At 37.5% G+C, this 12,062-nt stretch carries 17 protein-coding genes and 1 pseudogene; 5 read left to right on the plus strand and 13 right to left on the minus strand.

From position 1 onward, the window contains the following. Nucleotides 1–66 precede the first annotated feature (66 nt). The 6 genes from LBYS_RS19450 to LBYS_RS18815 form a co-directional block, all read right to left on the minus strand. The gene (locus LBYS_RS19450) at nt 67–459 is read right to left on the minus strand and encodes a hypothetical protein (protein WP_222836514.1); all 393 of its coding nucleotides are present in this window, start codon (nt 457–459) and stop codon (nt 67–69) included. A 49-nt stretch (nt 460–508) separates the two neighbouring features. Further along, the gene (locus LBYS_RS19455) at nt 509–805 is read right to left on the minus strand and encodes a TetR/AcrR family transcriptional regulator (RefSeq protein WP_222836515.1); all 297 of its coding nucleotides are present in this window, start codon (nt 803–805) and stop codon (nt 509–511) included. An 18-nt stretch (nt 806–823) separates the two neighbouring features. Further along, nucleotides 824–1,000, minus strand: coding sequence for a hypothetical protein (locus LBYS_RS19460; protein WP_222836516.1), 177 nt, complete (start codon nt 998–1,000; stop codon nt 824–826). Nucleotides 1,001–1,117: 117 nt separating this feature from the next. Then, complete coding sequence (locus LBYS_RS19465; RefSeq protein WP_222836517.1) at nt 1,118–1,810, minus strand: aminotransferase class I/II-fold pyridoxal phosphate-dependent enzyme; 693 nt, start codon at nt 1,808–1,810, stop codon at nt 1,118–1,120. Beyond that, a complete protein-coding gene (locus tag LBYS_RS19470; protein WP_013409122.1) occupies nt 1,746–2,087 on the minus strand; it encodes a 2-amino-3-ketobutyrate CoA ligase in 342 nt (113 codons plus the stop codon). The genes LBYS_RS19465 and LBYS_RS19470 overlap by 65 nt, the downstream gene beginning before the upstream one ends. A gap of 118 nt (nt 2,088–2,205) precedes the next feature. Further along, nucleotides 2,206–2,436: an integrase core domain-containing protein gene (locus LBYS_RS18815; protein ID WP_083794585.1), complete on the minus strand. Its 231-nt coding sequence runs from the start codon at nt 2,434–2,436 to the stop codon at nt 2,206–2,208. Between the two features lie 259 nt (nt 2,437–2,695). On the opposite strand from LBYS_RS18815, the gene LBYS_RS19290 reads away from it, so the two are divergent. The 3 genes from LBYS_RS19290 (at nt 2,696) to LBYS_RS12030 (ending at nt 4,099) form a co-directional block, all read left to right on the plus strand. Beyond that, nucleotides 2,696–2,872, plus strand: a complete 177-nt coding sequence (locus tag LBYS_RS19290; protein WP_013409123.1) for a hypothetical protein — start codon at nt 2,696–2,698, stop codon at nt 2,870–2,872. A gap of 116 nt (nt 2,873–2,988) precedes the next feature. After that, the gene (locus LBYS_RS12025; protein WP_013409124.1) at nt 2,989–3,315 is read left to right on the plus strand and encodes a hypothetical protein; all 327 of its coding nucleotides are present in this window, start codon (nt 2,989–2,991) and stop codon (nt 3,313–3,315) included. 208 nt (nt 3,316–3,523) lie between these two features. Continuing rightward, a complete protein-coding gene (locus LBYS_RS12030; protein ID WP_013409125.1) occupies nt 3,524–4,099 on the plus strand; it encodes a hypothetical protein in 576 nt (191 codons plus the stop codon). Between the two features lie 45 nt (nt 4,100–4,144). On the opposite strand, the gene LBYS_RS12035 is transcribed toward LBYS_RS12030, so the two are convergent. After that, a complete protein-coding gene (locus LBYS_RS12035; protein WP_013409126.1) occupies nt 4,145–4,396 on the minus strand; it encodes a hypothetical protein in 252 nt (83 codons plus the stop codon). A gap of 6 nt (nt 4,397–4,402) precedes the next feature. After that, on the minus strand, nt 4,403–4,771 hold the full coding sequence (locus LBYS_RS12040; protein ID WP_013409127.1) for a hypothetical protein: 369 nt from the start codon (nt 4,769–4,771) through the stop codon (nt 4,403–4,405). A 667-nt stretch (nt 4,772–5,438) separates the two neighbouring features. Here LBYS_RS12040 and LBYS_RS19660 point away from each other — a divergent pair. Next, the gene (locus LBYS_RS19660; RefSeq protein ID WP_229310417.1) at nt 5,439–5,606 is read left to right on the plus strand and encodes a hypothetical protein; all 168 of its coding nucleotides are present in this window, start codon (nt 5,439–5,441) and stop codon (nt 5,604–5,606) included. 230 nt (nt 5,607–5,836) lie between these two features. Here LBYS_RS19660 and LBYS_RS19765 read toward each other — a convergent pair whose 3' ends face one another. The 3 genes from LBYS_RS19765 to LBYS_RS12060 all read right to left on the minus strand — a co-directional run bounded on the left by LBYS_RS19765 (nt 5,837) and on the right by LBYS_RS12060 (nt 9,015). Further along, nucleotides 5,837–5,968, minus strand: a complete 132-nt coding sequence (locus LBYS_RS19765; protein ID WP_262494806.1) for a hypothetical protein — start codon at nt 5,966–5,968, stop codon at nt 5,837–5,839. A 482-nt stretch (nt 5,969–6,450) separates the two neighbouring features. Then, nucleotides 6,451–7,389: a hypothetical protein gene (locus LBYS_RS12050; RefSeq protein WP_013409128.1), complete on the minus strand. Its 939-nt coding sequence runs from the start codon at nt 7,387–7,389 to the stop codon at nt 6,451–6,453. A gap of 1,311 nt (nt 7,390–8,700) precedes the next feature. After that, nucleotides 8,701–9,015 carry a hypothetical protein gene (locus LBYS_RS12060; protein WP_013409131.1) on the minus strand — a complete coding sequence of 105 codons (315 nt, stop codon included), beginning with the start codon at nt 9,013–9,015 and terminating at the stop codon, nt 8,701–8,703. A 293-nt stretch (nt 9,016–9,308) separates the two neighbouring features. Between LBYS_RS12060 and LBYS_RS19980 the strand changes: the two are divergent. Further along, a pseudogene (locus LBYS_RS19980) lies at nt 9,309–10,459 on the plus strand (IS3 family transposase). Between the two features lie 97 nt (nt 10,460–10,556). On the opposite strand, the gene LBYS_RS12075 reads toward LBYS_RS19980, so the two are convergent. Together LBYS_RS12075 and LBYS_RS12080 are read right to left on the minus strand one after the other, a co-directional pair. Further along, on the minus strand, nt 10,557–11,336 hold the full coding sequence (locus LBYS_RS12075; protein WP_013409133.1) for a hypothetical protein: 780 nt from the start codon (nt 11,334–11,336) through the stop codon (nt 10,557–10,559). After that, entirely contained in the window at nt 11,333–11,866 is a 534-nt protein-coding gene (locus LBYS_RS12080; protein WP_013409134.1) for a hypothetical protein, read from the minus strand. Before LBYS_RS12080 ends, LBYS_RS12075 begins: the two co-directional genes overlap by 4 nt. Between the last annotated feature and the right edge of the window lie 196 nt (nt 11,867–12,062).

The raw sequence follows: 12,062 nt of genomic DNA on the forward strand, positions 1-12,062 counted from the left end.
TTTGTCTTTAAAATATGAGTCTCTATTTTCTTTTCACTAAAATAAGTCTTGCGATGATAAAAATATCTAAATATTAATGTCTGATGAAAACAATAAACTCAGCAAAGAAAAATTATTTCTTGACGCCTGCTTTCTGATAGGCTTCAAAGACAAGATCCTGAATTGCTTTAGAAGTGCGATCCTTTCCTTCTTCAAGATTAATCCGCAGAAATTACTCCCGTTGGAGGTCGCATGTATCGAAAGGTAATATATGCCTCCAATTATCAAAGCCAGTCTTGCCCTGAGATCAACGTTTGATTCCTCAAACTCTGGCATGATAATATCGAAAAGCTTATCACTGATTTTTTCTCTGTCATCTGCTACTTTCCTAAGAACGGGATTATCATCCCCAAGTTCCCAATGAAGAATTCTTTGAAGCGACTTATCGCTGGACACAACTTCAAATTGATTCTGCAACAATGACGAAATCTCCTTTTTACCTATAGAGTCAGGGCTTCGAAGCAATTTTTTAATAGTTGTTGTCGCAGCGTATTTCCAAAAAATCTTTGTGAAGTATATAGTCTTCCAAAAGATGTTCCAGATCACCAAAGTAGGCCCGTATCAATTTTTTGTCAAGTCCTGTTTCCTTTGCAATCTTTACAGTGTTAAGGTTCGCATACCCTTCATTTTCCAGTACTTTTCCAACAGCCTCGATAATACGTCCTTTCGTACGCTCTTTATTTTTTTGACGCCCGGCATGAACCTTTCTTTGCTTTATGACGGGCTGTTCTTTTTTATCCTCTTCGGTATCTTTTTCTTGCTCCATTATAAGAAATAAGTTCACCTATCGAGCAAGTTGCAACTTTTTGGCGATATAGGCAAGTACATTTAGCGCTTTGTCAAGATGTGCCTTCGTATGGGTAGCTATAACACTCTGACGGATACGGGCATCCTTAAGGGCCACAGCCGGGTACATGATGCTGTTTGTGTAAATGCCGTTTGCAAGCAATAATCTTCCCACTTCAGAGTTTTTACGAACATCTCCGATCTTAACAGGGATAATGGCGGATTAAGTTGTTCCCACGTCAAGACCTATTTCCTGAAGACCATTTTTGTAATACTCGATATTCTCCTGCAATTATATTTGCCACTGCGGTTCTTCGTCCACAAGTTCAATCGCTCGGGTAACTCCACATATTGCCGGCGTCGCGGCGGCCGAAAAGGCATATTGCCTTGACTGGAACAGCAGGTAGGAGATTAGCTGCGGATCGGCCACTAAGTATCCTCCCACATTTGCAAAGGTTTTACTGAAGGTTCCGGTAATAATAACGTCCTTCTGGCTTAACAGGTCAAAATACTCTAAGGCTCCTCTTCCCGTCTTACCAATCACCCCTATGCCATGCGCATCGTCAACCAATAGCACAGCTCCATAGTGGCGGCATAGCTCCAAAATCTCTTTAAGTTTGGCTATATCTCCATCTTGGGAATATACCCCATCTATGATAACCATTTTTGTTCTGTAGGAATCTTTATTAATGGCCAGTTTATGCTCCAGAGCTTCAATATCGTTGTGTAAAAAGCGTTGCATGGTGCCCCCCATAAGGCCTTCATACACACTACTGTGCACGGCCATATCTACTATAGCGATATCCTCTTTCTTAAGAAGACAAAGCAGCGACGCCGAATTTGAGGTATAGCCGGTAGTATATACGATGGTTGAACCTGGTGGACGGTGAAAAAATGCAGATATCTTATCCTCCAGCTCCTTATGATATTGGAAATACCCCGCCAATGAGTGGGGATGATCCAGCCCCTGTACCGTATTTTTCAATCCCGGCTATGGCAGCTCTTTTGATCTCAGGATGTTGTGTAAAGCCTAAGTAGTCGTTGCAGACAAAACTTACGTACTCGCCTTTTTTTATATGGCCTTCTTCTGCCAGTTCGATTACAGGTCCATATCCCGAGGTGACCGTTAGCCTGTAATTCATAAATTCATTCTCCTTGAGGTAACTCAGGTATCTTTCATGTTCGGCGGCTCTTTGGAAAATATCAAGGCCGCGAGGGTTTTCAAAATCTTTAAAACTGGCGTTGGCGAGGTTAATATTCATACGATTGAATGGTTTTAAAGTATAATTTATTCTTAGAATGTGAATAAACTTGAAATAATTTCTCCATTTTATGAAATTGTCTTAAACGCAATTACTTGGACACTATTTTTAATTTATTTCACCAATTCGGATCAATTTTTACACCAATTGATTCGAGGAATTTTCTAGGGTACTTATAGTGAAGACCGCCATGTATTCTTTCGAAATTATAGAATTTTTTCCATCTTATCATTACTTGTTTAAATTCTTGTAGGCTTTTAAATTCAAATCGTTGACATACAGCACTTTCCAGAATTGAATGGTAGGCTTCTATATGTCCATTCTGTTGAGGTGTTGCCGGTTTTATAATATATAATTAATACTCGGAATAATATTAATAAATAAAGGGTAAGTGATTTAATCTTTTTATTATTGTACTTATATCAAAAGAGATACCTTTTGATATAAGCTTAAACAGGTAAAGGGTTATGAAAAATCTGACTATTGTTTTGGTATTTGTGATGAGCTTATCAAGCTGTGATAGCAGCCCGTCTCCTTCGTAATATGCAGGATGTGATAGAAAGGACATTGATGGCATCTCCTTAGAATATTGTTTACTAAATTCTCAGATGGAAGCTGCCACAAAATTACGGGAAGGTGAAGACTTCTTCTTCAAATTCACAGTAACCAATAAAACAGCAAGGGAATTTTCTTTCTATCCTCAATATGCGGATGGATTAATAATTAAGGATGTTGAGTTTAAAATTGATTTTATCGTACCAACTGAAACCTCCTATCGTACTTAGTAATAGATAGAGTAAATTATTAATTAATCGCACACTTGCTAGTTTGTAGCCCTTGTAAAATTAACTGAACTGTGTAAAATAGCTGATTTTATAGTACGTATTAAATTATTCGAATCATGAAAATTTTCATAAGAATTCTGTTAGTCTGCTCCGCTTTACCAATTATGGCGGTTGATTGCCGAAGTGATGTGAAGGCTTTAAGTGAAATCTCTGAAGTTCAAAAGGCCGTCATAGTGTTTGCTGGTGATCCAGCAGTCGATGGGTGCGGCTGGTTGCTTAATATTGAAAATAAGCTTTATGCTCCCGTCAATTTAAACGCCAAATTTCAGGTTGATAGCTTAACAGTCAGTGTAAAGTATGAAATCCAATCCGGAACCTGGAATTGCGGATGGAGGAGCCCCGGATATCAGAAGATAGACATCAAAGAAATAAAGGAATTCTAAGATTTGGTACAGAAATACCAACTGTTATTATGAGAAGTAATGTCTGAAGTTCTTGCAATTTCCTTTCAGATAAAGATCAGTAACGATAAGTATATAATTTATACAAGAAAAAGTATAAACAAAATAGTTTATTTGATGTGGCTTTTTAATAATTATACTGAGATTAAGAGAGATGATTGGTGAGATATAATTAAAAAAGTAAAGTATTATGAAAAATCTGATAATTGCTTTGGTATTTACAATGACTTTGTCCAGTTGTGATAGTAATCCAAGCCCTTTGACATATTCCGGATGTGACGGACAAGAGATTGACGGCATCGCCTTTGAATATTGCTTGCTAAATTCTCAAATGGAAGACGTTACAGAACTTCTTGAAGGTGAAAACTTCTTTTTCAAATTTACGGTAAGGAATAAAACGGGTAAGGAATATTATTTCTATCCTCAATATGCCAATGATGCGGAAAATGATTTCTGTACTGTTTACACCGTAGATGGCCAGAAAGTGGGAAAGCCATACGTACTCAATGCTTTGAATTTGATAGGTATTGGGGGGTTCCCTTTTGGTCAAAATGATGATTATGTGTTTGTTCAGCCTTGGGTCGATACCAGGGATTCATCATGGACCTGGAAACTTGGAACCTATTCCAGTACCCGTCAGAACCCGTTACCACCGGGGCAGTATCGTGCATCTTTTAAGGAAACTTTTCGATTTAGAGTACCTGGCTCCGATGATGAATTAACAATTAAGGATGTTGAGTTTAAAATTAATTTCACCATAAATTAACTATTCAACCGTGAAAAAATTTACCTCCTTCTAATCGCAGCATTATCAGGCCACGGCGTATTCGGTCAGGTAGAAACTAAATTTTTTGTTGACTTTAGCTCCACCAGCATGCTTACGAAGGAACTCCTTTGTGTCTTGAACCTTAATTGAAAGTGTTTGATAGGCTTTAAGGATCTTACTTAATTCAGACTTCTTACTTTCTTCAATTTCTATCTTATTTACCGGTATGAAATTTTGAGCGGTAATAGTTGTAGAAATCAAGAGAATCAGGAAAAGGAGCAGGTATTTATTTTTCATAATCCTTTAATTGTTTAGGTGGTTGATAGAAGAGAGTTCAATGGGAGGATAAGGATAATCCCGTGTTGGATGCGTATATATTTTCCCGGATACAATAACCTTGGTGTCAAGTGTTTCAAAAGTCGGAGGCAAGTTACAAGGGGAGACTTCCGTATTATACTGATCATCTAAGGCTATAATAAACAGCTGAGTGGTATCATTGGTAAACTGACTTTTCAGGATAGTACCCGTTATATCTTGGATCTCAGACTGGACTGTCCACGATTCCTGTTCTAAAAGCACACATTTACTGAGGCTGCCGGATTTCAGGCTTTCTTGTTTGCAGCTTTGTAATACAGGAAACAAGAAGATTACTAGCAGTGAAATAGTTTTCATTTCGAAAGGAAATTTTAAGCAGGTCGAGAGATATTTACCTATTTAAAGTTTAATTAATAATTTAATAAATCCAATTTTAAACTCTATTTAATGGCGTGAAATTTATTTTAGGGTAATTTTTTATTCGATTTACTTGAATTTCTAAAAAAAATAATTCGTTTTGGAGGATTTGGTTTTTTGTCAATGGAGGTTCCAAAATAATATCTTATAGGAATTAATTTTTCTTTATACCCAAGTGTTTCTGCCCTGGATCATTTAACAACCGCTCCATTTCTGACTGGATTATATCGCGGATATCCTGAAGTTCTCCCCGTTAATGTTCCCGTATTTAAGATGCGCAACATCCTTTGGATTCATTCCATTCCCAAAATACATGAAAAACCAAAGTGATTTGGCATAGGCTTTCGAAGGACAGGAAGGCACGCTGAAGTAGATCGTCTGGATATCGGGCAGGTCCAATACCCGCTTCCATTTCCTGCTTGACGGGATTTGATACCGCCGCCTTCCGAATGGGTAGCACATTTGCTTATTAATGACCTTTCTTTCATTGGCTTCGTTAAATATGCACCGCAGGTGGGGCAAAATCCCCCCCCCCCCCCACAGTGGCCCGCGAGCGACCCTTTCCGAGCATCCACCTCTCAGACGACCTAAACCATACCACGGTTATATGCTGGAAATAGATGTTCCCGCCAAAACGCTTAATGACGTTGTAGCTGTCCCAGTATTTGACAGCGTTACCGATGCGTCCTTCCCGGATCAACTTTTTGATGTATTCGCAGTAAACACCGGATATTCTGGCAGTTTCATGGTGGATTTCTTTGAGAATGGGAAATAGCTTTTCATATTCGGAATAATCAAAGGTACCCGCCCCGCTTTCTGAGGCTGTAACTGGCTGCTTCTTAGTTTTCTTTTTTTGGAAAGCTTGCTGGGGGTTATGTAGTCCCGGTAGAATACCCAGAAATCAAATGGAAATACCTTTTCGGTCGCCAAAGCCATCATGGTTCGGATCTCTTTGAAGTCTTCCCTTACTTGCTTTAGCGGCTCCGAAATCCGAGGCGCTTCAATTTAATCCTCCTCCGTCAGCTTGTGTATGGTTTCATACTCTTTGCTCATTCTGCCGTAGGTTACTCTTCGCTTCACAGTGGACTTGGAGTAAGCCCTCCGTTTGTCAAGGAAAATACTGAATGTAACTGACATGATTTTGAAAATTTTAAACATTCACACTAAACCAACATCACACAAAAACTTTCAAACAATTTTCAAACAATCGGCTTGTTAAAGGCCGATTCAATTCATTCAGCAAAGACAAGAAAAATATTTTAAATAACAAATAATCACTTGCTTAGTTAAAATAGGGAAAGATAAGTTAAATGGCGAAAAGCCACTTTTGACACTTAAAATCCTGTGAGGCTTATCCCTCGTACGGGTTCGATTCCCGTCCCCGGTACAAGAGTTACAAAGAAATTTGTAACTCTTTTTTTTGTCCCAAAATTTCTCCTCCCCCTCAAAAATAGCTCCCAATAAAAATAACTAAAAGCTTAGAAGAGGTTACCCAAAAGCCTTCGGCTTTTTGGCCTAAGAACTTAGGAACATTTAGTATTTAAATGGTTAAAATTACCGTCCTAAATAATACTTATTGTTCCTAAATTATTAATCTTAAAAAAAGCCAAAGGCTTCTTTTAATTCAACCTCGTATACCCACTCGGATTAAAGGAATAAGACCCTTTCTCTACTTTGGTGATGCGCATTCTATAGCCTGGAATTGAGGCTTCAGTTAGCAAGTAGGTGACACCATCTATCTTAATATATCCTATCCCATACATACCCATAAATGCAAACTGATCAGGGGCAAGACATATCTCCGGAGTAGCACCCAGCCAAAATTTCAATACCTCACCCTCTTCTGAAAAACCCTCATACTCCTCTTGGTACATATCTAATTCCCTTCTCTTATTTCCCGTCTTTTTAAATGCCTTTTTAAAATCTCCCTCCGTAAATTCTCCTTCAACAGGCGTCAAATAATCTTGCTGAACAGGAAGCCTGTACATGTATTTCCCACCGTTTTGATCAATAATATACTGCTCTACATACCCGTTCCTTACTAATTGGTCAATGACAATATCTCTTATCCCCTCTGCTCCTTTGTAAAATTGTTGATACGCCGCATTAGGCATAAAAGATTCTTTGTCTTTGAAATTAATATAGAAATACGCAGAGCCAGACACCTCCACGCTTGAAATCTCAAACGAAAGCTTTTTTGTCTCCGTATCGCACTGTAAACAACCCATGCCACTAATATATCGAGCTATATCTACCGGCTCCACCATCTTCGGATCTCCTGACCCTCCATAATCTGCATGAATCTCCTCTATGCTACGCTCTTCATCCACTTGAGCTACACACCCCTCCAGTACCAAGGTAGCATCAGGCCCCGCTTGAGCCCAAAAATGCTCCCTACCCAAGGCTATATCCACATCCTTCTGATCTAACAATATCTCCGAGAATTCGCAGCCATTCCCATACGAACATACTGCTAAATATTGCACCTTCCCCGCCTCCTCATCGCTAGCGCAGGAAAAAACTAAAATGGATAGTAATGCTAAAAGTATCTTTTTCATTCCATAGTCTTTTTTACTATAGAATTGGTGCCTAAAGTGGGAAAAAGTAAACAGCTTATTGTTTTTATATTTACTATGAAGTTGATTTCAGGAAGATGATTTTCTCATTGTTACAACCTTATACATTGTAATAATTAGAATATCTCTAAGGATTAGAAATCGAACTTGCAAGCCCCCACATAAGTACAGGTTTTACTTATCTTATGCTATCTCGCCAACACCTATACTATGGCTATATACAGGAAGAATCTGAAATTATCCTAGACACTGTTATAAAAATCTTGCTCTATTTTTTGCAATTTCCTAAAATGTGCAAACTGAATTAAGAATTATGGACTAGGTACAAGAATTTCACAGTTTTCAACTAAATAAACACGGATGGCTGTTTTAATCGATTTGGCTTTTAGGTCAACCTCCTGCCCATTCTCTAATACTAATATTTCGCAGTGCGGATACATACACTCTTCAGGAGAGTGATTTAACTGCAAAGTAAACTTCCTTACTTCATCATTTATCATTAAAGAAGTATTTTGAAAATCATATAATACCTCTGAACAAAACCCAACTACGCCGTAAATATCAAAATAGTGCCTACCTCCATCTTCTTCACGAATATTGTATAATACATCTTTCGGAGAGGTACTGTATTTCTCCCTATTGCAGGAATCCCTTTTAACTGGAAATATTGAACTGCTTAACTTACCATCTCATTCACTTAGAGATGCAGATGATTGAAATCTTCTATAAATCATTTCACTTTTAAAAGTGTTGTCTATAGGTCTATTTTTTCTGTGCAGCTCTACAGGTATTCCTAACTCAAAACATTTTGAGGCCATCTCAAATAATAAATCTATCTACAAGTGAAAAAATATTTTCGCTATTTGTATCATAAATTTTTTGCCCCCCACTTTTCCTACTTAAGAAAACAATATCCTTATCATTATAAACTTCAATTAGATAATAATCAGATCCCAGATAAATTTCCAAAATCAATCCGCCATCATTAGAAGGGTTTACAAAATCAACCGCAATTTCCCTTTTATTTAAATAATTCAGAATGTTAATAGCTTGACTCTCTGCAAATGAATTAGGCCTTTCTATCCCCTTCTTCGTAGCAATTTCCTTCGCCCTATTAACCCTATAAAAAATGGATTATTAGTAGAGCCTGAGAACGAAGTTTCCATTTGACTAAAAACAGGATTTCTTATCCCAATGGTAATTAAATTTCTATTATCTTTCGAATACACCCCTATGGCTTCAGAAAAACTTACCGGTTCAGTTAGATAGTCCATAAATACCTCTATTTTTAACTTATTTACCAGTAACAGATTCAATTATTTTAATTTGTTCATTGATCCACTCGACCAAAGACTTAGCTACGTTAACATCAATTAGCATACCAAATTGGACTTCGCGAACTATCCCATTCTTTGATTCACGACCAATTTCACGTAAATGTTGTCCGTCTTTTTCATCTACTTCTAATGTGATAGTATTCGGAATAACAACTCTATCCGTATACATGTTCATATTTATTAAACCATTAGAAATTACTCCTCCAAAAGCTCCACTACATTGTACCGTCCGAAAATCATTATTTTTGATAAAATGCGTTTCTACTTTCATTATGATAGGAATTATTTTAAAAAAATACGATACCCATTATATTTCTCACTTAATTACCAGAAATATTTATCACACCGAAAATTCCCCACTAATACAACAACCAAATATTTATATTACCAAATTTAGTAATTTACACCTTCTAAACAAGACATTCCCATATTACAAAATTATCATTATTTATTTTTTGTCATTTCCAACTTAATAACCCAAAATATCTTAAACATAGTGTAACCCTCCCCAAAAATAGGACAAGTTAAAACGCAACAATAAAGGTTTAACATTAACTTGTAACAATGAAAAAGAGTAAGCACTCAGAACATCAGATTGTGAAAGTACTCGGAGAGTACGAGAACGGTCGTAAGGTAGAAGACATCTGCCGGGAATTAAATATTCACAAAGCCACTTTCCATAACTGGAAGAAGAAGTATTCAGGGATGAGTGGGATGGATCTGGCAGAACTAAAATCTCTTCAACAGGAGAATGCCAGATTAAAGAAGATGTATGCTGATCTGGCCCTGGATCACGCCGTTCTCAAGGACGTACTATCAAAAAAGTTTTAGGGCCTTTTGAAAAGCGAGTGGTGGTGAATTATATCGTAAACGAGTATGGCATGAGCATTCAAAAGGCCTGTAAGATCATGGATTTAAGTCGTTCCGTTTATTACTATTCTTCTGTAAAAGACGATACAGAAGTAAGAGGAAAGCTACTAGGTCTAGCCGAAAATCATCCGAAGGAAGGTCAGGATAAGATGTATCAAAGGATACGGAATCAGGGCCTTAAATGGAATTACAAGCGTGTCCGCAGGATTTACCTTCTATTGGGTCTAAACCTTCGTCAAAAGACTCGCAAGAGGCTTCCTGCACGTGTTAAAGTACCGTTGATTCAGCCGGAAGGCATCAATCATACCTGGAGCATGGACTTCATGCATGATGTTCTTGGCAATGGCCGGAAGATCAGAATTTTGAATATCATCGATGATTATAACCGGGAAGCTCTGACCGTAGAGGCTCATTTCAGTATACAGTCGAACATGGTAGTTCAAAGTCTGGAGGATCTAATCGCATATAGAGGTAAGCCTACCCAAATCAGAGTTGATAACGGCCCTGAATTTATTGCAAATGTGTTGGCTGACTGGTGTAGAGAGAATGACATCAGACTCCTTTATATCCAGCCCGGAAAGCCCTTTCAGAATGGATAACGTTTTAACCGAACTTTTAGAGCATCTATACTGGACGCTTATGTGTTTGAAAATATCCTTCAGGTCAGAATCCTGGCAGAAGAATTTATGAAGGATTATAATACCCAAAGACCGCATGAATCGCTAGGAGGATTCACCCCGGAAAAGTTTAAAAATTTGAGCACTTCATTTCCAGCAGGGGGAGCTAGCTCCCCCTGCTGGAAGAACAATAAATCAATATCTTTGTTTAATTATACTATGTCCTAAAAAGGGGAGGGTTACAGAATGATGTACTTAAGTTTTGTGCAAATATTTAGAGGGAGGTTACACAACACGCACACACACATAGCCATTTAACAAACACTTATTCGTAATATTCATACAATAACCGCTCTTTCTCTTTCCACTCTTGGCTTGAAGTGTTAGTTCTTTCAAAAATAATTTGCTCGCTTGGGTATCCCTGATTATTTAGGGTGCTTTCTATTCTGATTTCAGAATTTTGCAAGAACAAATTTATGTTTGATATGAGATTTTCGGAGAGCGAATGGTAATGATCACCTGGTATGCGTAGTACTTGTCTATACACGCGATGAAGAGGGTTTTTGCCACTGCCGTATTGGAAGTCATATTCCTCCAGAAAATTGTTTGTTTGCAATCGTAAAAATCCAACATTTCCCCCACGCCAAATGAGTGAGATATTTGACAACTGAGTTACTTCATTTGATTCTTTTTTCTCCCTTATGATGTGGGTAACTTTATTTCCTCCTTCGAGATAGTAGTAGCGTTGTATAATTTGTTCTGATGCTGGTAATTTAGGCTGATTTACAATAGAGGAAAGTTTGCCGTCTTTATACTCATAGAATTTAGTGGTATCGTTAGAGATAGAAGTCCTTAAGGTATCATTTTTATAATGAAAAGTTTCAGTCCACTGTCTATTTCCATAGTTGTAAATTATACTTTTTAGCGTCAAACTATCCATATATGAAAATTCAATATGGTAATTACCCAACTTTGAAATTGCTGAAATTTTTTTAAGTAAACCTGGTACTGCAGCTGGCCCTGGTTCAGTGGGATGTATTCTTCTATCTTCCTTGCATGAGGATAAGAAGCAGATAGTAAAAAATTGTAATAGGATATACCTCATAGTGGAAAGAAACACTTTGGTTTGGATCTTTTACTGAGATTTATTTGCATTCCTATTTCAAAAGAAGGTTCCATCCATACTGTATTGTGGTTTGCTTCAGTAAAGATTTTGAAATAGTTTCTTCCAAGCTCTAAGCCAGCGCCAACCTCTGGTAGAATATTGTTTTGTTTAGCTTTGGGATTTATGGTGGGTGCATAATTTATCCATCTGTTGTAGTGTACGCCGCCAATAAGATAAAGTGCAATGAGATTTCGGTGCTGGTATCTATTACCCAAGGGCGTGGAAGGTTTTATTAAATAATAGTGCGTATTGATTCCCATCGTTACTTCATGAAAATCTTTTATTGGAGGAATATACTTCATTTGTGGACTGATATAAAATTTTTGGTTTAATGAGAATTGTGCCCGAATTCCTATGCCAAAAGTTTGTAATGCAGCATTATAAGTACCCGCCAAACCGGCACTTGTCTTGGATTGCGAATGTGCTATTATTGGAGTTACGTATACTAGGGCCAGCAAGAGATACTTCATATAGGTAAGAAAGGTTCCACTTTGCAAACTACAAAGTGACGATGTATTTTCGTCAATGTCCACTGTTTATTTTATTCAAGGGAATTCATCTGGCCTAAAAGATTTATTTAGAGGTCCTTTCAGTTCAGTACCGTTTAATAAAAAATCTCTTTAATGCTTTTTTTGATTTGATAGTGCATCTAGATTGCCGCATCCT

This window comes from Leadbetterella byssophila DSM 17132 (assembly GCF_000166395.1).
Lineage (GTDB): Bacteria > Bacteroidota > Bacteroidia > Cytophagales > Spirosomataceae > Leadbetterella > Leadbetterella byssophila.